We start from the raw sequence: 22,948 nt of genomic DNA, 5'->3' as shown, positions 1-22,948 counted from the left end.
CAACAAAAGTTGTATAACCTTATAAATACAACCTATTTTTTCTCTTCGAAACGTAGCGAATCGTTTCTAAAGCGTAGCCAATAACGACTTGAGTGGACAGCGAGTCATTATTGGTACGTAGGATCATTTTTCACTCCTGGCAATACGTTAATTAGGTTGGCTTGTCAACGCTTCAGCGTCTAAAATACCCCGTTTCCGCCCCCTCCTGCCCCATCTGGCCTTTTTAAATTTTAATCCGCCAGCATCCGTCTTCTAGTTTTGGCACATCGATCAGGCAAATACTTTATTGATGTACCTGCCACAAATTTTTCATTTTCAGAACAGTAAACAACAATCAATCATGAACCTAGTTTCGATTTCCCGGACGCTAATTTGCTTAGTTGTACTAGCTATCGTCGGCACAAGCTGTAAAAAAGAAGCCGATATTACTCCTCAGGCCAGTTTCACAATCTTCACCCAGATCACGTCCAAATTTGACAGGCTGGATGTTTACATCGATAAAAAACTTATTGGCTCAATCACAGCTACCAGTGCAGTTTATCCAGACTGCGGTACGTCGGCATCAGCTTCTGTTTTTACCGGATCTGTGCAGCCCGGTGCACGGGATATTGTGGTAAAACAGATTTATAACAGCAAAGAAGTTGGTGTCTGGGACGACTGGACCATTAATTTCAAAGAAGGCGAATGCATCCGTAAACGATTAACGGAATAAGCACACAATAAGCCGACTGTTGCCTGGCTTTTTCATTTCATAGAAAACTCCGGAACGTAGCGTATTTCAGGAAAGCAACGTAGCAAGTCTGCTTTACCAACCAACAACTTCCTTACAACAAATACCAATCACTATTCATGTTTACCTTCAATCGTAGCTTTTGGCTGGCGGGCCTATGTCTGCTGGCAGGCACATTCATTACGTCGTGTTCTGTTCTCGACAATCCTCAACTACAAACGTCGCAAAGCCAGATTCGCGTACCGGCCGAGTGGGAAGAACAGGAGTCAGTCTGGATGGCGTGGCCGTCTTATAGCAACAAACACGACTGGTCGGCTCCTGATACTTACGCCGAACTTTTCAAAAGCTTATTATCGACCGTTCGAATTGACTTATGCGTAGCGGATGCAGCTACCGAGCAGGAGGTAAAAACCCTTTTGCTTGCGAAAGGCGTAACGCAAAGTCAGATTGATAGCAAGCTCAAATTTCATCACATCAACTACGTCGACATCTGGCTTCGCGACACGGGTCCTATTTTTATCAAGGATGGTACTACGTTAAAGTCTGTTGATTTTAAGTTTAATTCATGGGGTTGGGGTTCCTACGTAAAAGATCCTGAATTTGCTGGTTTTCAAGCAATCGATGAAAGTGTAGATCGGCAGATAGCCCAATCGATGCACGTAGAGCATATCAATTCATCGTTGATTATGGAAGGGGGCGCTCTGGAGTTTAATGGTCAGGGAACGGTTATCATTTCGGAAGATGTCGTTTTTCAACGAAACCCAAACTGGAGTAAAGCGCAGGTAGAAGCAGAATTCGCCCGATTGTTCAACACCAAAAAAGTCATCTGGGTAAAAGGTTTTCTGGGCAACGATGCGCATCCGGTCATTCACGCGCCTTTTGCGGTTCCATTCGGCAACCAAACGCAACCTGTCTATACATTATTGACGACCAATGGTCATACAGACGAATTTGTGCGCTTTATCAATTCAAATACGGTGCTGCTGGCCGAAACCCCTACAGCGCAGGAGGCTGCTGCAAATCCGATTCTCGCGAAAAGCCGTGAACTGCTACTAAATGTACGTAGCGTACTGGCCCAGTCGAGTGATCAGGACGGACGCCCGTTTCAGATCATTGATTTCCCGGAAGTGAAACCACTTTATGTTGATCTGGATGAACAGGATGAAATGTTCAATCTGATGGCTACCTTGGATTTCGCGTCGGTCAACAAATCAAATCTGAATCCAAATGGATCAATGAAAGGTGTACTGGCAGCCAGCTACCTTAATTTTCTGGTTATCAACAACGTAGTATTAGTAGCTAAATATGCGGGTTTATCACCCGATATGGCGGCAAACGATCAGGAAGCAGTTCATCTATTACAGCAGGCATTTCCCGGAAAGACCGTCGTTGGCGTTGATGTGCGCGCAATTAATGTAGGTGGAGGTGGTATTCACTGCATAACTCGCCAGATGCCTAAATAATCCTTCTAAGGAGTTGTTTCTATAGTTAAGACCACACCATTTTATTTGCAATTCTAGATAGACAATACGCCCTAACAGACTGATTATCTATCTAGTAACAAAATAGCCATCTGCTAGTAACAGACGGCTATTCTCAAATTTCACCCTGATCTGGGGTGTTTCCAACTGAAAACAAATGGCGTATTGATAGGCATCAACCAATGACCAACACTGAGTGAATTTCGGTGGTATAGTCATGTAAACCGCATAAAATCGATTAGAAAAAACTTAGAATTTATAGTAAAAAAAATAACCAGATCAACAATTCAGATGTTGGTCTGGTTGCAAACAGCAATACAAAATAGAGCTTACCCTCTGATTTCCGGCTTATTTAGTACCCGCCCATCGGCCTTGATTTGCCAGGTTGTAATTGGGTTAAAATGATAACCGCCATCACTGCCGCGCGCGTCGATAAGTTGGGCAAAGGTTGGCTGTATATAGCCGGTCTCATCGGTAACGCGACTCATAATTTCGGTGTTAGCTCCTTTCCACTGCCACAGGTACCTAAAGCGAACGTGCGCTTTATCCAAGATTGGCTCCTGCAACTGAGCCTGTTGCCAGCTTTTACCCGCATCCGTGCTAACTTCTACCCCCACAACTTTACCGCGTCCGCTCCAGGCCAGTCCCCGAATTTCGATCCATCCTTTCTGAATCTGCGCCGGATAGGCCGGATACGTAATGATAGATCGGGCATCAATATCGAAACTGAACTGGCGGATTTTCCCATCTTTAATACCTTCCGTATACTTCGACGTTTCTTCGCGGGTATGCCACGGAGCATCGCTCAGTTCTAGTCTACGTAGCCATTTCACGCTTGTATTTCCTTCCCAACCCGGCAGAAACAGACGTACTGGATAGCCCTGTTCGGGACGTATCGCTTCGCCATTTTGCGCGTAGGCGATAATCGCATCATCCCATCCTTTCGAAACAGGAATGCTACGTGTCATCCGGGCTGCGTCGCCACCTTCGGCCAAAAACCAGCTTGCATTCGGCTTCACGCCAACCTCTCTGAATAAGGTCGATAATTTTACACCCGTCCATTCACTCTGGCTCGTCAGGCCGCAGATTTCCTGTGGCGTCATGGTTTCTTTGCCCGTCCGAAAATTGCCTGAGCACTCCAGAAACGCAATCCGAGACACGCTAGGAAATCGCTTTAAATCGGCCAGCGAAAAAACCATTGGCCGCTCAACCAAACCATGTATAGTTAATTCGTATTTGGTTGGATCAATGGATGGAACGCCGTTGTGATGGCGCTCGAAGTGTAAATCAGACGGCGTGATGATGCCATAAAAATCCTGCAACGGTGAACGTGACGAAATATCCGACGCATTTTTGGCCAGTTTCTCAAAGGCCGAACGACTACCAACTTTTCCGGGCGGCACACCCATTGTTTTGGTCGGGTCTTCGGTCAGAATCGTTTTCTCGTCAATCCCAATCTGCAGACCTTTCGCAAATGACGTTTGTACTACGGCAACAGCAGCTGTAGCAGCTCCGCCCAGCAACGTACGGCGACTTATTTTTTTTGCGGGTTGATTATTTTCCATCTGGTATGTCGCTTAACGTATTTCAGGGCCGCCTTTTCGGTCGTCAGGCACAAAGAGAGGTTGCGCGGGCATCTTCACGCTACGTAGCGTTTTCGCATTGAGTACTGTTTTTTCGTCAATTATTTTGTTCGCAGCCAATAAATAAGCTGTGAGTGCATACACTTCATTTGGGGTTAATGAATTTGGCTCATTGAACGGCATGGCGCGTTGAATGTAGTCGAATATCGTAGTGGCATACGGCCAATAGTTACCGATCACCTTTTCAGAGCGCTTACCCGGCACGGCTGGCTTAACAACCAATGCACCACCCGGCCCGCCCATTCCTCCAACGCCATGACAGGCAGCACATTTAGCTAAAAAAATCACTGCTCCCTGCGCTGCCACACCTTCGCCAGCAGGCAAACCGAGTCCATCGGGCCGTACATCGTCATTCAAACGGGCAATATGTTCCGACGTAGCAACTCTACCAAACCCAAACTGGACAGGTAACGAGTCTGGTCTAAGTACCCCGTCGATCTGATGACTGGGAATGTACCGGGCATTCAAAGAAAAGAGGCCGGTCACGATAACCAGACCATGAAAAAGTTGCTGTTTAAAAATCATAGAAATGATACAGTTGATACGTACCAAAATTCCTCTCCGAAACAGGAGAGTGAAACATTGCCAGTCATTCCAACCCCTCCCCTTGAACTAAGGCTAATCTTGTTGGAGTTTTGATTTTACCACCCCCCTCCTAAAACAGGAGGGGACGCGTAAACAGGGTCGTTTCTGTACATTCCCCTCCTGTTTTAGGAGGGGTTAGGGGTGGTAAATAGCGCAAAAACAACCCCATTTATCATCCACGTGAAACCCCTCCCCTTGAACTAAGGGGAGGAGTTGGGGTAAATTTTCAATGATCGCCGTAGCGTTTTTCACCAGCCGCAATCGCAACCGTTAACCGATTTTGCTTTGTCGGTGTCGGACACGTAGCGTAGGGCGTAAAAGCGCAGGGCGGATTATACGCCTTGTTGAAATCCAGATACGTATTGCCGTCTGCATCAGGGCCGGGCGCGTCCAGGAATCGGCCACCACCGTAGGTTTCGTGCTTGTTCGACTGATCGGCGAAAACAAAATGTAGTCGGTCTTTGCTTCCAGTTGCGTCCAGATGTTGCTCTTTCCCATCCACCGTAAATACCAATTGTCCGGGTGATTCCTGCTCGTACGACCGACCTGTAATATCGACAATCGTGATCTTCTTGCCAACCGTCGGCACAAACTTCGCCTTAATGCGCCAGTTCTGGCTGATTGGATACGTATCGATGCCCGTAAAACCTTTCAGATACGGGCTTTCCAGATCGCGTAAACGAATGGCGTATTTATCGCCCCGCTGAATCACAAACCAACGTAGTGATTTATGACTTAGCACCAGTGGTTTACCGGTAGATGGAAATACTTCCAACCTAGTAACGGGTTTGTCACCAGCTAAAACCGATGCTCCGTTTTTCGTCTCTACTGTCACGTTGCCATTTTTCAGGACAAACTTTCCCAAAAACGCATCGCTGTGTTCCGACGGAAAAATGATGTTATTACTACCATCACCTCCGAACGTATTGTCGCCTTCTTTCAGCCAGAACAGCCCGGCCAGATTCAACCAGCCCTCTTCCCTTTTCAAATCTTCTATTCGTTTGTTGTGCCATTCCCGAATCTCTTCTTCGTAAGGCTTTTCGACCGTAAAGGCGGCCAGAAAAAACGTGGTCAGCACCAGAAACAAGTGTTGTGTTTTCATAATTGATACGTAGTTAATTAGTTATGTTTTTGTTGATGAAGTTCTTGACTATCAATTGGAAATAAAGACGCATCACCATACTGAGTCAGGTCGTGCAGGCGAGTGGCGTAGTGCGATGCCTGTGCTACGTTGTTCTGCTGTTTGTAGACCTTGTAAAGCCCCCAATACGCATTTGCCGAATTCGGATGTTGTTTCAGCAATTCCTGATACGTAGCAATGGCTTTATCTGCCTGACCAGCTCGTAAATGCGCTTCGGCCAGATTAATCAGCACCGGACGCGCATAGGTTGGTGGCTCGCTGTAACCGAGGTCTTTCTCTTTTTTCTGCGCTTTTTCGAGCGTAGCAATTGCTTCCTGATGACGATTCTGTGCACTCAGAATAACACCCTGTAATTCGAGCGATGCTACGTTGAGGTGATTCTGACGCTGCCCACTGATAACTTCTCTGGCCGTTGTCTGATGGCTGTTGCGCCAGAGAAGCGCATCCAGCGCATCCACAAAATGAAGCGCTTCGTCTATCCGATTGCGACTCACGGCATCCATGCCCGACGCGAAATAAAATAGCCCATCTTTATACGACATCGCTTTCGCACTATACAGACTATCAGCATCAATCTTGATTGCAGCCAAGCGGTCAGCGGCTTTTTTATAAAAACCGAAGCACAGTTCCATCTTGGCGGGGGCAATAATGCCCTGATAGAAAAAACGGCCTTCGTATTTCTGCTTCCGCTCTTTGGTAGCGGGCATGTTTTTCAACTTTTCGGCGTAATACAGCGCGGTGCTGTAGCGGCCATCTTCCGCACAACTCGACAGCAGGTAATTGATGTTGTGGATGTAATTCCAGGTATCTACTTCGGGCATATTCTGCTTTTTCATGTACGCCGAATCCACAGCCACAGCCGCGACAAACGACTCGTAAGCACGCTTGTAATCACCCGCTTTGTAGTAAACATGGCCGGGCATGTGCACCATATGACCCGAATTGGGAGCAAGCGTGGGCAATTTTCGCGAGCTTTCCAGTGCCTGTTCAGGGCAGCAGTTTTCCATCAGATGAATCCAGTAATGGTGAGCGGCTGCATTTTCAGGATGGGTTTTCAGCAGATCACGTAGCAGATATTCGGCGTATAATTGGCCGTCGCGTGGATTCAGGTCGGTGTCGTAACCGCCCATTTTACTCAACGCCAGAAACAACTTCGCATCAATATCTTTGGGATACTTATGTACGATGATTTCCAGCTTCCGCTGATACGCCGACTTGCCATTTTCAGCATCAGCATCGCGGAGTAAAATACCATCTGCATACAACTGTTCACGTTCCGAAGCCTTGGTTTTCAACGCTTTCAATTTTCGAATCGCCAGTCTTTTATCAGCCACAAACTCGTTTCCTTCAATGGCACCAATCGCGCTGTAAAGGCCCCAGTATGGCATGATGGCCGTTGAGTCGTTACCTATCGCTTCTTTGAAAGCCCGATACGCTTCGAAATCCCAAAAGCAATGCAACAGCGCAACACCCTGATTAAAAAACGTTTGCGTCTTCTTCGACGTAGTACTGATGTTAAAATCAACCGTGCCGATTCCTTCCAGCACCTGCGGAGGAGGCAGATTCGGTACGTAGGCGGTCTCTTTCCGGTAATCCAGAATATGCGTCAGGTGGTCGTGACTATAGCCATCGTGCGCTTCATGTTGTTGCGTACCATGCTGATGCTCATCTGATGAGCCTTCAGCCCGCCTGACCCGCTGAGCAAACGTACTCAGCGCGATCAGACAGAGAAGAAATGTTATTGCTTTTGTAGGCATCAATTCAGCAATAATTTGTTGGTAACGATCTCCGTATTGGGCAACGGAAAAATGTAGTTGGCCTGCGACGGTTGCACAGCGGGCGCCGTGTTCGACGAGCTGGATTTGGCCGGAATCGTTTGCAGATTACGTAGCAGATCGTTCGAGCGGAAGCCTTCGCCAATCAGTTCGATACGTCGTTCGGTCAGAATGGTATTGACCAGGGCTTCCTGTGCACCTACCGCGCTGGCAGGAAACACATAACTCGCATCCGAACGATTACGTACCGCTTTTAGCAGATTCGTAGCCGTTGCCAGATCGCCGGTGCGGGCTGCCGCTTCTGAATAATTCAGCAGTACTTCGGCGTAACGCAGAATCGGCATGTAATCCAGAAACGGCGATGGCTTGTTGTATTTGGTCAGGAACTGAACACCCGACGCCGTGCGCGAAAACGTTCTCCGTAAATCCGTCGATTTCCATTCCGTGTTTCCCCAGATACCGCTCGGATTCAGGTTGTATTCGGCATTAGAATTGAATACGTAGGGGAACGACGATTGCCCCGTTACGTTGTCCAGCTCGGTCATCGGCACCGACAGAATCGACTCGGTGCTCGTGTAATTGGTCGTGAAAATTTCCACGATGTTCTGCAACTGGTGTTTTACGCCCGTGCCTGCCGAATAAGGTGCACTGGCCGACACAATCTTTTTAGCCTCTTCAACTACTTTGGCGTAGTTTCCCTGATTCAGATAAACGCGTGTTTTTAAGGCAATTGCTGTGTTTTTGTGAGCGCGGGTCGTATTGAGCAACCCAGTGGTATACATAGCAGGTAAATCGGTTTCGGCCTCATCCAGATCTTTCAGAATCTGGGTATAAACTTCGGCTACGGTGCTACGTTTCAAATCATTATTGGCCGTTGTTTTTTCCGCCTGTAAACGTAGCGGCAATCCCGGCGACGTGCCTTTATTCTCGTTATAAGGCCGTGCGTAACTCGTGACCAGCGCAAAATAGCTGAGCGCACGGGCAAATTTGGCTTCGGCAACGTACTGTTTACGTAGCGTTTCGCTGACCGTAGTTGGATTATCGGCCAACCCCTGAATCAGTACGTTCGCATTATTGATGGTCATATAACCAGCCGCCCAGAACCCGGCCACGAAATTCGAGCCCGCATTTAACGTATGGTTCCAGGCTTCGTAGGCCGTGAACGTATTGCTCGTTCGGTTAATGAACTCCTCCCCACGCGCTTCCATGTAGGTATAGTAGTTACCGCCGTAGAAATTCACGCTTTTCTGCGCCTTGTAAATACCGTTGACAAGCCCCAGTACGCGGTCGGGCGTGGCAAAGGCGTTACCACTCGTAATCGACGTAGCAGGGTTTGGATTTAGGTATTTCTGTTCGTTACAGGCCGATGCGGTGAGCAGAAAACCGAGCGCTGCTACGTTGCTCCAATGGCGAAATAATGTATAATCAGGTTGTAATTTCATCTTGATGGTAGGTTGTATTAGAAGCCAATATTTAGTCCCAGCGTAAGCGTGCGGGCTTGCCCAACCGAGTTTTTCTCGATACCCGGCGTTGTGTTCGAATTGCCGTTCACCGACGATTCGGGGTCAGTTCCGGTATATTTTGTCAGCAGAAACAGGTTCGAACCCTGCGCATACACACGTATTGAATTGATGCCCGATTTGCCGAACAACGTAACGGGCAATCGGTAGCCAATCGACGCGTTCTGGAGCCGGAGGAAATTGCCTTTTTCGGCATTGGTCGATACCGGAAACGATGACCCGCTCGATGTCTGGTCATTATATACCAGTCGGGGAATGTCGGTGATGTCGCCGGGTTTCTGCCAGCGGTTGAGGATTTCTGTCGAGTTGTTATACGCCCGTTGATCGAGCAACGTAGCGCGGGTTCCGTTCATGACCAGATTGCCGCCCGAATAGGTGAAGTTTACGCTGGCATCGAAGTTCTTATACCGAAACGTATTGATAAAACCACCATACCAGGTTGGCAATGCATTCCCGATCAGGTAATAATCGGCACCCGTAATGGCCGAAGCCGTACGACCATCGAGATACGTCCACTGACTTTGTCCGGGGGCCGCAACCTGCGTATACTGCACCTGTTCTCCCTTACCGTTGATGAATATACGTTGTCCGTTAGCAGGGTTCACGCCAGCGGTTTTGGCCCCGTACAAACTACCCACCGAATGGCCAACCCGCGTAATATTTGTGGTTTCATACGCTACGTGTGTAGTGCCAATAATGTCCGTGTTTCCGTCGGCCAGCGCTGTTACCCGATTTTGTAACGTAGTATAATTGAACGTAGTATTCCACGAAAAATCATTACTACGTAGCACCGTCGCGGTAATCCCCAGCTCAAGGCCCCGGTTGTACATCGAACCGACGTTGCTCAGAATCGAATTGTTCGGAATACCTTTTGAAATGGCTTGTGGCGCACTCAGAATCAGCCCGTTCACATTGTTATTGAAATAAGTAATTTCGGCCTGAATGCGGTCGTTGAGGAAACCCAGATCGGCACCGATGTTGGTTTGTTCGCTGGTTTCCCAACCCAGATTTGCGTTACCTGCCTGCGACAACGCCCACGTAGACGCGCTTCCGTATAATGAACCACTGAACAGCTCAAGCGAACTAAAGGCGTTGTTAAGATTGCCGTTTCCAACACGTCCCCAACTAGCCCGTAACTTGATGCCTGTAAGCGTCGACGCCAGCCGCGAATCTTTGTAGAAAGGCTCTTCCGACAAGGCCCAGCCGCCCGACACACCACCAAAGTTCCCGAACTTCTTACCCGCTCCCAATGCTGAGTTGCCATCACGCCGGAAGTTGAGCGTCGCGAAATATTTTTTGTTCAGATCATACGTCAGCCGCGAGAAGAACGACAGATACGCCCGTTCGCTGAGTTCGTTGTCCGAAGCGGTAATAGCGCCCCAGTTTCCCTGATAACTTTGAAAGAAAGGATCGGAAGACTGCGTACGGGTAGCGCCCCACGAACTCGTATTGAATTTCTGCACATCATAACCCGCCAGTAAAGACACACCGTGTTTGCCAGCAAAGGTTTCGTTGAAGGTTAACGTATTGGTCCAGTTCCAGTTATCGCGCAGGGCGGTAGCATTCGCAACGGCTCCCCGGCTGGCGAAACCGTTCCCCTGAATGGCACTATCAAAACTGACGTTATCAGTACGTAACCGGTCGACGGAGTACGAACTGACAAAATCCAGATTTTTCAGCAGCTTGGCGTTAGCGGAGAAACTTGCAATAATCCGGTCGTTTTCAGACGTATATCGGTTCAGATCGATTAGTGCAGCTGGGTTACCGAAGTTACTCACAAACAGATTGTTGCCTACGCCAATTGTGTTCGGGCTAGCCGGATTGATATTGTACGAACCATCTGGATTATAGGCCGGTACGTTCGGCGGAAGTGCTGTAGCCAGGCGAGCCGCACCAACCAGAAAGAAGTTTGAACTAGGCAACGAACCGGCATAAGGCGAGCTGTTGAAACTGCTGTTGTACGATACACTACCTTTCAGTTTCAGCCAGGGTGTTACAACCTGATCGATATTGAAACGTACCGCTTTCCGGTTAAAATCGTTGGCTTTGACGAACCCCTGCTGATTGCTGAAATTGGCGGAGAAGTAATACGTAGTGAACTCGGTACCGCCCGATACGCTCAGGTTATGGTTGTGCGACGTACCCGTGCGGTAGATATAGTCGTACCAGCGCGTGTCAACGTTTGAACCATCTGGATTTTTGTTCGGAAAAAACAGCGCCGATGCTACGTTATCGTTGTTCGCGTTGCCGCCCAACACTTTGGCATTCAGCACCGCTTCGTTTTTGATAGCCATAAATTGCTCGGCATTCAATAGCTCAGGCAAACGTACCACTTCCGATACACCTGCCCATCCGTCGTAGGTGATACGTGGCTTGCCAGCTTTTCCCCGTTTGGTTGTAATTAGTAACACACCAGCCGCAGCCCGCGAGCCATAAATCGACGTAGAAGCCGCATCTTTCAGTACGTCAATCGACTCAATATCAGCCGGATTTATATCGCCAAGTGGGTTATTTGGTACGGCGGTGCTGGCCGATACGTTCCCCGAATTGATGGGAATTCCATCGACAACGATCAGCGGATACGAGCTAAGTGAAATCGAGTTCACCCCACGAATACGTATTACCGGCGGGTTATTCAGTACGCCATTCGGCTGGGCAATATTCACGCCCGTAGCGCGTCCGGTCAATGCCTGATCGAAACTTTGAACCGGCAATTCTTTGATGACGTCGCCCTTCACGCGCACCGCCGACCCAGTGAACTCTGCCTTTAATTGCGTGCCATAACCCACCACCATCACTTCGCCAAGCGTCCGGGTATCGGATATAAGGCTCACGTTGAGAACGTCTTTTCCATCAACGCTAACTTCCTGATTCGCAAAGCCAATCGACGTAACAACCAGCTTTTTAGCTCCTGCCGGAAGCTGAATACTAAATTTTCCACTAGCATCGGTCTGAGCGCCAACGGTGGTTCCCTGTACCACAATATTTGTTCCCGGCAACGGCTGGCCGTCTTCTTTGCTGGTTACAACGCCTGAAATGGTCCGATTTTGCGCCTGAAGTGTTGCCGTGGCGAGTAAGAAAAAGAACAGTACGCTTAGCAAGCGCCTTGTTTGAGAAGGATTGTAAATTAAATACATTTTATCTATCAATTAAGTGTAGTTTCAGGTTGTTTAAATGCTGTTAAAAATGACCACCCCCACCCCCCTCCTAAAACAGGAGGGGGCCACGCAACGGGTTAATTGTATCCTCACTCAAAACGTGGAATGATAAGGATAAGTGGTCTTTAAGAAAGCCCCCTCCTGTTTTAGGAGGGGGGTGGGGGTGGTAAAACTGGCCCTGAAGAATCAAAGCCAAACCAATCAATACGTTCCGGCTTTCAACGTACTTTCCGAAAGAGCGTATTTGCGGTTCGTCCGGTCGAGTACTACGTAGATGGAATCTTTTTTCTCGTTGATACCCTTCAAAATAACACGGTCGCCGTTGTTCTGAGCGACGTAGTGAAGTATCATCCGATTGCGTTTTGCCGGGCGATTTTCTGATTTGATGCCTTTGGTACGTCGGGTTGAGCGAGCAATCGGGTCGATTTTTGGATCTTCAGGGCCAATGTTTGCTTTCGCTTCGGCTGGAATCCAGTTATCATCGGACTTTTCGTTACGTTCGCCTGTTTTTTCAGCCGACCGCGCTTTTCTACCTGCACCATTCCGAACTTTAGTAGCGTCTGTCGTGGAAAAATCACGGTTGTTAGCCAAAAATTCGCGGTTTTCCTGATTACGAGTACCCCGATTTTTATCCTGCAAATACAGCACCTGGTTTTTGGTATCGGCTTCGTAGTAGAACACCCGCTGACCGCCAGCCACACCTGTCAACTCAAACGTCCGATTAATGTCACGCATTGGAGAGCCTCCCCCGTTCGACAGGTCCAGCTCGACAGGTTTTGCGGTTTTAAACGTCAGCGTGGTCCAGTTTTCGAACGTCGCTTCCTGCCAGCGAACTGAATCAACTGGCGAGTATGGAAGGCTTTTTCCATTGAGCTGGAATTCTGTTACGTTGTAATTACCGCGCAACTCTTTCAGCCCTTTCTGAGCCGGTTGTTTGTAGGGATCGTAGCGAAAATTAACGTACTGAAGCCAATACAGCAGCACCAGAAACAGGCCAATCGTCAGCGTTTTCAGACCGATACGTACGTATTGCAATCCGCCGGTAAATACAGGCGCGAAATAATTCGGAACCGTCAACCGCTCACGAATTAGCAGATTGTATAGGTCTTTGATGTAATAAATGAGCAGAAAACCCGACAGCAACACGAAGTACGAGCTATAGCCATGAACGCCCCCATCGTACGCAAAATTGACGTAGACAATGTCGGCCAGCGCGCCAAACAGCAACACCGCCCCCCAGAACGTAGTGGAGCGAAAAAACAACAACGCACCAGCCAGCACCTCGACTACCCCTGTGAAAACTTCATACCAGGGCACAATACCAATCGAAAGCCAGTAAATTTTCTGCGCCGTCAGATCGCCGAAATTAGTATTCAATAGGCCCAGAGACGGATATGGCAACTGCGTGGGCATGAGTTTCGTGAAACCGAACCCGATGATGCCGATACCCGCCCGGTAACGTACCACAACCCGTAACCAGTAATACAGCAAATCATATTGGTTGACTTCTTTCTTTCGGAAGCGGGCGATGGCAGTCCAGATGAAGCCAACTACCGTAGCGAAAATCAGGGTAATGATCCACGTAGCGTAGCCATTCAGCGTACTGCCAAAGAGCTTGTTTCCGAAAATGGTTAAGCCGGAGCCGAAACGTGCTACGTCGTACAGGTCGCGGTAGTGCAGGTGAAGCCAATCGAATTCCAGCACCTCTTTATACCACTCAATGTTATTGGGCAGCGACATGCTAATAAAATAAACGAAAGCAATGCGGAACAGGATTTTCTGCCCCTCAGTCCAGGATTGGCCTGTTTTGCCAGTTCCTGTCTGATCTACGGGTTTATTCGCTGTCTGATTCGACGTAACCCGGTGCTGTTCGGCCAGTTCATCGAGCGACAGTAGCCCCAGGTCGGCGCGTTCGGGCGTGATATTTGGAGTTGCCATTGGTCAAAAAGGGTTATAAGGTAAGTCCTCCACGCCGACCGGCTTTGGCGGCTTCGTCGATCAGGTATTTTTTAGCTACTTTATCCAGTACAGCGTACACCGAATCTCGCTTTTCGTCAGTTCCGCTCAGAATAATCTGGTCGGCCGTCGGACGGCTATACGATAATTGCAGCGTTTCACCGGCATAATTCGGATTGGCGTTGGTTAGTGTCAGCTTCTTGCCGGTTGGATCGATGGTGTATCGATAATAGTGTCGCCCCTGTGAACCCGCCAGTTCATAATCGCGCTGTTCGTCGGTTGCCGGAAGTTCTTCAGTATTGGTATTGACCAGTTTTACGGGACGATTCGACTTGATGCTGATCGTATTCCAGGTTTCAAAAACCACATCCTGCCAGCGGTTCGGGTCAGTTTTTGAGTACGGAACCGTTTTCCCATCCGCACGGAATTCACTGACGTTATAAATACCCGCTACGTCCGACAGACCCTTTGTTTCCGGAAACCGAACAGGCCCTTTTTTGTAGGTGCGATACGTAGTAAAACCGTATAAAAACACTACCGATACGAGAAAAGCACTTTTAAGCGCCAGCCGACCGTATCGTTGCCATTGCTCCGTCAACACGAGCTGAAACCGATTGGGCGAAGCGGGTATTTCGAGCGAAACCAGTTTGAACAACCGAATGGCATCGAACGCAAACAGAACTAATCCGAACGTAGTGAGCAGGCCAGCATAAACGTATTCGCCACCTTCGTAGGCCAGATTCGAGAAGAAAATATTTCCCAGAAACGGTAGCAGAACCAACGTACCAATGGTGGCTGTTTTGCGGTGAAGCAGTAACAAGCCCCCCACTAATTCGACCAGTCCCAGAAACGATTCGTAAGACGGAACGACGCCCAGCGACAGCGAAAACAGCTTCCATGCCGTAAGATCGCCGTAAGCCGTGTTCAGGTTGCTGATGGATGGCAGCGGAGCCTGCAACGGAAACAGTTTGATGAACGCATAAGCCAATACGCCCAGCGCCAGCCGGTAACGTAGCACAACTCGCAACCAGTAATAGAGCCGGTCGTAGTTCGTGTTACGTTCGCTACGTAGCGACCAGATCACCGTGCCAATCAAGGCCAGCACAAGCACAACGCCCCAGTTGGCAAACGTATCGATGGGACCGAAAAAACGGGGTGCGTAGTGCGACAAATTGAACAGGTAGCGCGTGTATCCGCCTTTGAAATCGACCAGATTCTGAAAAAACTGGACGTCGATGGGCAGCGTCTGAATGAGAAAATAAAGAAATACGAAACGGAAAATAAGCTTCTCCGTATTGGTCCATTCGGTTGCTAATTCAGTCGTTGAACCCGACCGGCTATCCCAACCCGACTGAGCGCCGGGCTGGGAAATAAGCGGGTCAACGCCGATAAGCGCCTGTGTTTGATTGCTCATAGTTTTGAGTTAGGCTAATACGTCGTCAGCAGGAACGAAATGGGATTCTTCAGGCAACGTTTCGCCGGTATCGGAAAGTTGAGTCAGCGCCTGTTCGATATCTTCCTTGATATCGTCTATATGCTCGATACCCACCGACAGACGTAGCGCCGTCGGTGTCACACCAGCCGTCAATTGTTCGTCGCCCGAAAGCTGCGAGTGGGTTGTGCTGGCTGGGTGAATAATCAGCGTTTTCGAATCGCCAACGTTAGCCAGATGGCTGATAAGTTTGAGGTTATTCACAAACGCTTCGGCCCGCGCTTTGTCGCCTTTCAACTCGAACGACAATACGCCACCAAAACCACGTTTCAAATACCGCTTCGCCAACCCATGATACGGACTGCTTTCCAGACCCGGATAATTGACCGATGCTACGTCAGGATGTTGCTGGAGCCAATGTGCCAGCGCGAGCGCATTTTCGTTGGTGCGTTCGATACGTAGCGTCAGCGTTTCCAGCCCCTGAAGCAGTAAGAACGAGTTGAACGGAGCCTGCGAAGGACCCCAATCGCGTAGCCCCTCGACCCGCGCCCGGATAATGAACTGGATATTGCCAAACGGCCCGCCGATGCCAAATACATCGTTCAGTACCAGACCGTGGTAGCTCGGCGATGGGCTCGTAAACTGCGGGTATTTTCCGTTACCCCAGTTGAACGTACCAGCGTCAACAATTACGCCACCAATCGTAGTGCCGTGACCACCAATCCACTTCGTAGCCGATTCAACAATAATATGCGCACCGTAATCAATCGGGCGGGCAATAGCTCCTGCCGCGCCGAACGTATTGTCGACCAGCAAAGGCAAATCGTACCGCTCAGCTAGTCGGGCAAAAGCTTCAAAATCGGGAACATTATATTCCGGATTACCGATGGTTTCGATGTACAGAAACTTGGTTTTTTCATCGATAAGCCGCTCGAAGCTATCGACTTTATCCCCATCCGCAAACCGGGCTTCAACCCCGATATTCTTAAACGAATTTTTAAACTGGTTGTAGGAACCGCCGTACAGATACGACGACGTAACGAAGTTATCGCCAACGGTGGTGATGTTGTTGATGGCGATGAACTGAGCGGCATGACCCGAGCCGACCGCCAACGCTGCTACGCCCCCTTCCAAAGCCGCGATACGTTTCTCAAACACATCATTGGTTGGGTTCATGATGCGGCTATAAATATTACCAAACTCCTTCAGCGCAAACAGGTTAGCCCCATGCTCGGAGTTATTGAATACGTAAGACGTAGTCTGATAAATAGGTACTGCACGCGCATTTGTGGTTGGGTCAGGCTGTTGACCACCGTGTAATTGCAGGGTTTCGAAACGCAGGTTCTGACTCATAATACTTGTGGTTTGGTTGAAGACTTTGTTGAGATGATACGTAGTGAGTGCTACGTGCTAATAGCCCGGATTCTGCTCCAGCGTTTTATCGGCCAGCAGCTGCTGAACCGGAATCGGCAGTACGTAGCGGTTGACATCGGTTACATTGAAAACGGCAGCTGCCCGGCCTGTCCGAACGATGTCGAACCAGCGGTGAGGCTCAAGCGCAAACTCAACCCGGCGTTCGTTTTCGATAGCCAGCAAAACCGCATCTTTTGTCGACGTAGTAGTCGCAGTCAGGGCCGTTAATCCAGCACGGTCGCGAACGGCGTTGAGATCGGTTAGTGCATCCGGGAGTTTGTCTTGTTGTGCGCGCGCTTCGGCCCGAATCAGGTAGGCTTCGGCAATGCGGAAGATGTAGGATGGATCAGACGCTGGATTGCGGTAATACAAGTTGCCATACCAGCGGTTCTGATTGTCTTTCGCCACCAGCACCGAGCGATTTCCACCGATAAGCGGATTGTTGAGAAGCGTCACCAACGCATCGTTCGGCGCCCATTGGCGAGTTCCGCCGTTGGTTTGCGGTTGCCACTGCCCCCGGTGACTGTTTACTTCGGTCGTGCCGTTGTAAAAAATCTCGAACACCGACTCAGCCGTACCCCTTGCATCGCTCTGAAAGAAAGCCCCATAGGGTTTCAACAGACGATAATTGGTGGCATCGCTGATAAGTTTAGTGGCATATTCTTCGGCTTTGGCGTAATTTTTCTGGTATAGATAGAAGCGTGATTTCAGAGCAAAAACGGTACGTTGGGTTACCCGATAGCGGTCAACAGTGGTCGGTAACAGCGGCTCAGCGGCATCTAAGTCTTTGATTACCTGCGCATAGGTATCAGCTTGTGTACTACGTTTAATTCCCGAATTATCAGTCGGTTTTGCCGTTGGCGACGTAATGATGGGCACTCCGCCAAACGTCCGGGCCAGATCGAAATAGGCCAGCGCCCGGATGGCGTAGGCTTCACCGACGTATTGATTTTTTAGGGCTGTTGTGAACGATGGATCGGTAACAGTCGGAACCTTAGCCAGTACGTTATTCGCCCGGTTGATGGTTCGATAAATGGCATTCCAGGCCGATGCAATCGTGGAATTATCGGCGTTTACGCGCTTATTGATAAACTCCTGTACCTGCGATTGCGAACCTGTCCACTGCACATTATCGCCCGACAGATAGCCAATACTCTGAAAACTAGTGCCGTAATAACCACCGTCGCCGAGGGCGCTATATACGCCACGTAGCGCCGTGAGGGCAGAATTCTGATTCGTTATGGTTTCGGTGTCGGAGATCGACTCCAGCGGTTTTACATCTAAAAAGTCCCGGCAACTGCTGACTGTCAGTAAGCAAAGCAGTAACAAAATGGGTTGTTGTACACGCATACGTAATGAGATTATACTCAGGACTACAAGCCAACGTGCAGTCCTGAACAATGAAGATGTGAATGATTAGAGCGTCAGACTAAGACCACCTTGAAAACCAACCGGTTGTGGTGGCGTACCCAGGTCGATACCCTGTGAGTTAGGATCGCTGCTGGCGCTGGTTTCTGGATCAAGTCCGGTGTATTTGGTCAATAGCCACAGGTTTGTTCCCACGGCGTAAACCCGTAGTCCCTGAATCCCAAGCCGACTCGTTACAGCTTTCGGGAGTGTATAACCCACCGTAAGCGAGCGCAATCGTAAGAACGAACCGTCTTCCAACCAGCGACTTCCACCGTCGCGATAGTTGTTTACGTTGATACCATCCGGCCGTGGTACGTCGGTAACGTCGCCGGGTTTCTGCCATCGGGCATTATTGGAGGCAAAAATGATACGTGCCGCATCGCGGGCTCCACCGCCTTCACCGAAAAACTTGTTGTGGTTATAGATTTTGTTGCCGTACTGGTAGGCAAAAAACAGATTGACATCGAAGCCACGATACGTCAGCGTATTGGTTAATCCGCCGAAGAATTTCGGCCAGATGCTGCCCAATATCTGACGATCATCGACCGTAATTTTTCCGTCCTTGTTAACATCCTCATACACTACGTTGCCCGTTTGCGGATCGACGTAAAGCTGTTTATATACCCAGAACGAGTAGAGCGGGGTGCCCTGCTGCTGAAGAATCAATTCGCGACTGCCGTAACGTAGTGGCGTAGCCAGTTTTTCAATCCGATTTACGTTCTGCGCTACGTTGAAACTGGTGCTCCAGGTCAGGCCACCGCGCTGAATATTAACGGTATTGATGCCCAACTCGAATCCTTTGTTGCTGATTTCGGTCGCGTTGCTCCAGTAATTGCTGAAACCCGTTGTGCCGGGTAACGCGATCTGTAACAGACCGTTGGTCGTGTATTTGTTGTAGACATTGAATTCGAGGCCAATGCGGTCGTTGAACAGCGATACGTCCAGACCGGCATTGAGTTGGCGGGTGCGCTCCCACTGTAAATCAGGATTTCCTAACTGCTGCGGAGCAATACCCGGACTGCCCTGATAGCCAGTTCCTCCTGTCCATAAACCTTGTGCGGCAAAGTTGCCGATGCCGTTCTGATTACCGGTTACGCCCCAGCTTGCCCGTAATTTCAGGTCGCTGATAACGCGGTTGTTCTGTAAAAACGATTCCTGTTTAATCCGCCATGCCGCGCCGACCGCCGGGAAATATCCCCACTTGCGCGACGAACCAAACCGTGACGAACCATCGGCCCGTAAGCTGGCGTCGATCAGGTATTTACCTGCGAAATTGTAATCTACTTTTCCGAAGAAAGAAGCTAGTGTGCTTTTGCTCCAGTTCTGCGAGCTTGCCGTTGTAGCGGCCGATGAAATCTGCGTGAAATTGTCGTTCGGGAAACCGCGACCTTCGGCATAGGTACGCGTCAGGTTGTCGCTTTGCAACGTATTACCGATCAGTACGCCAAACGAATGGGATGCGCCAATACGTTTCCGATACGTTAAAGTTTGCTCATTGAGCCAGGTTGTGTATTGACTCACACTCGACGTAGCATAGCCATTCGGGCTACCCGAAATCAGCAGCGAATTCCAGTATTCCGACTCGTTGTAGTTGTTATAGTCAATACCAAAACTCGTCCGAAATTTCAGCCCCGGCAGTATTTGCGCATCGGCGTATAGATTACCGATATACCGCAGGCTCGTTGTATTGACCTGATAATTATTAAGCAGCAACGTCAGGTTATCGAATCCAGCGCGGCCAACCAATACGCCTTGCTCGTTCGTTGGAGAAAGATAGGTTGGCGTGTGGAGGGCCGCCTGCAACAGCCCACCCGCAGGACCGTCGCCCGCCCGTGCCTGATTCCGGTACGTCCGGGTGAACGTATTGCTCACGCCAACCTGAATATTATCGTTTACCTGCTGATCGAGATTAACCTTGAAACTCGCCCGATTGAACGTAACAGGTTTAATGATAGCCTCCTGCGTGTTGTAGCCGCCACCGATATAATACTTGGTGGTTTGTGTACCGCCCGATAATGCTACGTCATAATTGCGAAGCTGAGCCGTACGGAACAATTCGCTCAGACGATCGTAGGTTTTCTGCTCTTCGGGCAGTCCACGACCACCATCGGCTACAGGTCGAAAAGGGCGATTTTCGACCGTCCGATTCAGGGTCGGGTCGTCTTTTCCGGTGTTGATCCACCATTCATTGACCAACGTAGCGTGTTCAGGGCCAGTTGTCAAATCCCATAGTTTCGCGGCTTTTGCAGCCCCAGCTGATGCGTTGATACTTACCGTTGGTTTCTGGCCGAAATTGCCCCGTTTCGTCGTAATCAGAATAACGCCATTAGCACCGCGTGAACCATATAGAGCAGTTGCTTCGGCGTCTTTCAGTACGTCGATACGTTCAATATCGTTGGGGTTAATATCGGCAATCGGCGACGTAGCTTTGCCACCCGTTCCAATGGTTTGTAGGCTGTTGTTGTTGATAAAAACGCCATCCACTACGTAGAGCGGATCGTTACTAGCGTTTATCGACGTAGCACCACGAACCCGGATGTTGACGCGCTCGCCCGGCACACCGGTTGCACTCGAAATCTGCACACCAGCCACTTTACCCTGCAACTGTGCATCGACACTACCAACGGGAATATTTTTGGTATCGGCCGGGTCAATTTTGGTGAGTGAGCCAATCAGATTTTTCCGCTCAACCGTTCCGTAGCCCACAACCGCAACCTCCGAAAGTTGTTTTGCATCGGCCTCAAGGTCAATATTTATCGTGTTGCTTTCGGCGATAACTTCTTTGGTCTGGTAACCGATGAAGCTGACAACCAGCGTAAACGGAAGTATTTGACCTGTTTTGAGCTGGAACCGTCCTTTTACGTCGGCAGAGCTGCCGTTTGTGGTTCCTTTAATAACGACCGTAGCACCGATGAGTGGCTCTTTGGTACGCGCATCGGTTATACGGCCAGAAAGTGTTGCATTTATCGTTGGTGCATTTTGCGCCTGTACGAAAAATGGAATAAACAGGCTTAATCCCCACAGGAGCCGGACGCGGCCCGACCGAACGCGGCCCGATAGAGTTTTTTTCATTAATTTGTATTGGTTACGTGAAAAATGAGGCAGGCCAGTGCGTGTTGGTAGCATGCAAAGGCGCTGTAATCGCTTCGGCGGTTTCTGTCTTGTTGTGACTGCCGGAACGGTTGCCGCCGTTCCGGTTTTTATTCGCCAAAGTTTCGGTACTCGTTAAAAAATTCGTTGAGTAGTGGTTTTTGGTAATCTTTAAATCATAGTATTCATACAGGATTAATGGAGTAATACGATTGTCTCATACAGCATCTTGCTATCTGGGTTGCGACAATAACCACTAGACCATCCGGCAATACAGACAGCAAGACGCTGTCTATGACTATTTTGCGCCAGAACTCAACGGCCCGTACGAACCGTTACGCTGGATTCGGTTTCGTTCTTCAGTAGTTTATCAATTGTCTGATTAAACTCGGCTACGTACTGATCGTAATATTTCCCGGTTGCCGGGCCCGTATACCCAGTATGGATTTGTGCTACGTTCCCCTGTTTATCCAGAATAATGGTTGTCGGAAATGCCAGAACCTTGTTTAAGGCTGGCAACGCGTCCGATGCCACTTTCTTATCGGCAAGACCAGCAAACAGAATATCATATTGCACATCGTATCGGTTGATGAGCCGAGAGAGGGCGTTTTTGGCAAAAGCCAGATCGTTTTTGCGTTCGAAAGCTAACCCAATAATTTCTACGCCACGTTGTTTATTGGCTTTGTACCAGGGAGCAAGAAATGCCGTTTCGTCGATACAGTTGGGGCACCAGCTTCCCAGGATAGTTACAATGACAACCTTGTTTTTATACTTGGCGTCGGCCAATGAAACTTGTTTGCCTGTCAGGTCAGGGAATGTAAACTCCAGCGTTTTATAGCCCGATTTCAGGTGAGTAAGGCTATATAAATCAGGCAACTGTGCGTTGTCATTTCTGGTACCCGAAGCGGCAAACGCGCCACGAACGTAGCGCAACTCGCCCGTTAATTTACCATCGGGGCCAACCTGCCCTTTAAACTCTACAGGCGATCCTCCACTAAAAGCCGACAGTTCGAATTGATTGCCCGTTACGTGCCCATCCAGATATCGATAATCGCCTGTAATGGTTAGAATTGTTCCGGTAACCCGGCCATCTTTTTGCTCAAAAACGCCGACCGTTTGATTAACTTCAGCAGGATTTGCCGGATTCCGCTGAATACCAATATCCCATTTGCCAGTCAGATCAACGGTTGGAGCAGGCTGTTTTTCATAGCGATACGTCCGACCAAATTCGGCTGTTACCGGAATGTCTTTTCCGCCACTGTTTACGCGGTAAACGCCTGTTAATCTCGGTCCTTTGCGAGCGAAACGTAACGAAGCATCGTATAATGGAATCGGGATAAAAAGTGAGTCGCCCTTTTGCAGAACTCCTTTTAGTTCTTCCCGCTCGCTGGCGTTCAGTAGGTAAGCCGTATTATTGTTGATCTCGAAGTTAAAGGGAACTTCACCTCCCGACGTTTGGAATAATCCTCTATAGGGCCCCTGCGGCAGATGGGTTTGCGCAACTGCTAATGTACTGACCAGCCAAGCCAGCACCAGCAATCGGGAAGTTTTTGATACGTTCATCTGAATGATTAATTAAAGAGGAAGGTTCTTTTTCAAGTGTATGACCTGAGC

At 49.2% G+C, this 22,948-nt stretch carries 14 protein-coding genes; 2 read left to right on the top strand and 12 right to left on the bottom strand.

Annotation, left to right across the window (positions count from 1 at the left end; all coding sequences use genetic code 11):
• The first annotated feature begins 340 nt into the window (after positions 1-340).
• Positions 341-712 (top strand): hypothetical protein, encoded by a 372-nt coding sequence (locus ACYVD4_RS12115; RefSeq protein ID WP_460945852.1) that lies wholly within the window; start codon positions 341-343, stop codon positions 710-712.
• A 137-nt stretch (positions 713-849) separates the two neighbouring features.
• Positions 850-2,193, top strand: coding sequence for an agmatine deiminase family protein (locus tag ACYVD4_RS12110; protein WP_460945850.1), 1,344 nt, complete (start codon positions 850-852; stop codon positions 2,191-2,193).
• A 347-nt stretch (positions 2,194-2,540) separates the two neighbouring features.
• Here ACYVD4_RS12110 and soxC read toward each other — a convergent pair whose 3' ends face one another.
• The 12 genes from soxC to ACYVD4_RS12050 all read right to left on the bottom strand — a co-directional run bounded on the left by soxC (position 2,541) and on the right by ACYVD4_RS12050 (position 22,897).
• Positions 2,541-3,776, bottom strand: a complete 1,236-nt coding sequence (soxC, locus tag ACYVD4_RS12105; protein WP_460945848.1) for a sulfite dehydrogenase — start codon at positions 3,774-3,776, stop codon at positions 2,541-2,543.
• A gap of 12 nt (positions 3,777-3,788) precedes the next feature.
• Complete coding sequence (locus ACYVD4_RS12100; protein WP_460945846.1) at positions 3,789-4,379, bottom strand: c-type cytochrome; 591 nt, start codon at positions 4,377-4,379, stop codon at positions 3,789-3,791.
• Positions 4,380-4,665: 286 nt separating this feature from the next.
• Positions 4,666-5,541, bottom strand: coding sequence for a DUF1684 domain-containing protein (locus tag ACYVD4_RS12095; RefSeq protein ID WP_460945844.1), 876 nt, complete (start codon positions 5,539-5,541; stop codon positions 4,666-4,668).
• Between the two features lie 17 nt (positions 5,542-5,558).
• Complete coding sequence (locus ACYVD4_RS12090) at positions 5,559-7,337, bottom strand: tetratricopeptide repeat protein (protein WP_460945842.1); 1,779 nt, start codon at positions 7,335-7,337, stop codon at positions 5,559-5,561.
• Positions 7,337-8,797 (bottom strand): RagB/SusD family nutrient uptake outer membrane protein, encoded by a 1,461-nt coding sequence (locus ACYVD4_RS12085; protein WP_460945839.1) that lies wholly within the window; start codon positions 8,795-8,797, stop codon positions 7,337-7,339. Before ACYVD4_RS12085 ends, ACYVD4_RS12090 begins: the two co-directional genes overlap by 1 nt.
• A gap of 17 nt (positions 8,798-8,814) precedes the next feature.
• Positions 8,815-11,976, bottom strand: a complete 3,162-nt coding sequence (locus ACYVD4_RS12080) for a SusC/RagA family TonB-linked outer membrane protein (RefSeq protein ID WP_460945837.1) — start codon at positions 11,974-11,976, stop codon at positions 8,815-8,817.
• A 258-nt stretch (positions 11,977-12,234) separates the two neighbouring features.
• Positions 12,235-13,971, bottom strand: a complete 1,737-nt coding sequence (locus ACYVD4_RS12075) for a hypothetical protein (RefSeq protein ID WP_460945835.1) — start codon at positions 13,969-13,971, stop codon at positions 12,235-12,237.
• 13 nt (positions 13,972-13,984) lie between these two features.
• Positions 13,985-15,403, bottom strand: coding sequence for a DoxX family protein (locus ACYVD4_RS12070; protein ID WP_460945833.1), 1,419 nt, complete (start codon positions 15,401-15,403; stop codon positions 13,985-13,987).
• A gap of 9 nt (positions 15,404-15,412) precedes the next feature.
• Positions 15,413-16,774 carry an O-acetylhomoserine aminocarboxypropyltransferase/cysteine synthase family protein gene (locus ACYVD4_RS12065; protein WP_460945831.1) on the bottom strand — a complete coding sequence of 454 codons (1,362 nt, stop codon included), beginning with the start codon at positions 16,772-16,774 and terminating at the stop codon, positions 15,413-15,415.
• A 57-nt stretch (positions 16,775-16,831) separates the two neighbouring features.
• On the bottom strand, positions 16,832-18,184 hold the full coding sequence (locus ACYVD4_RS12060; protein WP_460945829.1) for a RagB/SusD family nutrient uptake outer membrane protein: 1,353 nt from the start codon (positions 18,182-18,184) through the stop codon (positions 16,832-16,834).
• A 66-nt stretch (positions 18,185-18,250) separates the two neighbouring features.
• Positions 18,251-21,316: a SusC/RagA family TonB-linked outer membrane protein gene (locus ACYVD4_RS12055; RefSeq protein WP_460945827.1), complete on the bottom strand. Its 3,066-nt coding sequence runs from the start codon at positions 21,314-21,316 to the stop codon at positions 18,251-18,253.
• A 333-nt stretch (positions 21,317-21,649) separates the two neighbouring features.
• Positions 21,650-22,897, bottom strand: a complete 1,248-nt coding sequence (locus ACYVD4_RS12050; protein WP_460945826.1) for a peroxiredoxin family protein — start codon at positions 22,895-22,897, stop codon at positions 21,650-21,652.
• Positions 22,898-22,948 lie beyond the last annotated feature (51 nt).

The sequence above is a fragment of the Spirosoma daeguense genome (assembly GCF_054776875.1).
This window is presented reverse-complemented; position numbering and strand designations above follow the sequence as displayed.

What these genes read in the sequence shown, in the direction of transcription:
- ACYVD4_RS12115 (WP_460945852.1), top strand. Translation starts at nt 341, where the DNA reads ATGAACCTAGTTTCGATTTCCCGGACGCTAATTTGCTTAGTTGTACTA.
- ACYVD4_RS12110 (WP_460945850.1), top strand. Translation starts at nt 850, where the DNA reads ATGTTTACCTTCAATCGTAGCTTTTGGCTGGCGGGCCTATGTCTGCTG.
- soxC (WP_460945848.1), bottom strand. Translation starts at nt 3,776, where the DNA reads ATGGAAAATAATCAACCCGCAAAAAAAATAAGTCGCCGTACGTTGCTG.
- ACYVD4_RS12100 (WP_460945846.1), bottom strand. Translation starts at nt 4,379, where the DNA reads ATGATTTTTAAACAGCAACTTTTTCATGGTCTGGTTATCGTGACCGGC.
- ACYVD4_RS12095 (WP_460945844.1), bottom strand. Translation starts at nt 5,541, where the DNA reads ATGAAAACACAACACTTGTTTCTGGTGCTGACCACGTTTTTTCTGGCC.
- ACYVD4_RS12090 (WP_460945842.1), bottom strand. Translation starts at nt 7,337, where the DNA reads ATGCCTACAAAAGCAATAACATTTCTTCTCTGTCTGATCGCGCTGAGT.
- ACYVD4_RS12085 (WP_460945839.1), bottom strand. Translation starts at nt 8,797, where the DNA reads ATGAAATTACAACCTGATTATACATTATTTCGCCATTGGAGCAACGTA.
- ACYVD4_RS12075 (WP_460945835.1), bottom strand. Translation starts at nt 13,971, where the DNA reads ATGGCAACTCCAAATATCACGCCCGAACGCGCCGACCTGGGGCTACTG.
- ACYVD4_RS12070 (WP_460945833.1), bottom strand. Translation starts at nt 15,403, where the DNA reads ATGAGCAATCAAACACAGGCGCTTATCGGCGTTGACCCGCTTATTTCC.
- ACYVD4_RS12065 (WP_460945831.1), bottom strand. Translation starts at nt 16,774, where the DNA reads ATGAGTCAGAACCTGCGTTTCGAAACCCTGCAATTACACGGTGGTCAA.
- ACYVD4_RS12060 (WP_460945829.1), bottom strand. Translation starts at nt 18,184, where the DNA reads ATGCGTGTACAACAACCCATTTTGTTACTGCTTTGCTTACTGACAGTC.
- ACYVD4_RS12055 (WP_460945827.1), bottom strand. Translation starts at nt 21,316, where the DNA reads ATGAAAAAAACTCTATCGGGCCGCGTTCGGTCGGGCCGCGTCCGGCTC.
- ACYVD4_RS12050 (WP_460945826.1), bottom strand. Translation starts at nt 22,897, where the DNA reads ATGAACGTATCAAAAACTTCCCGATTGCTGGTGCTGGCTTGGCTGGTC.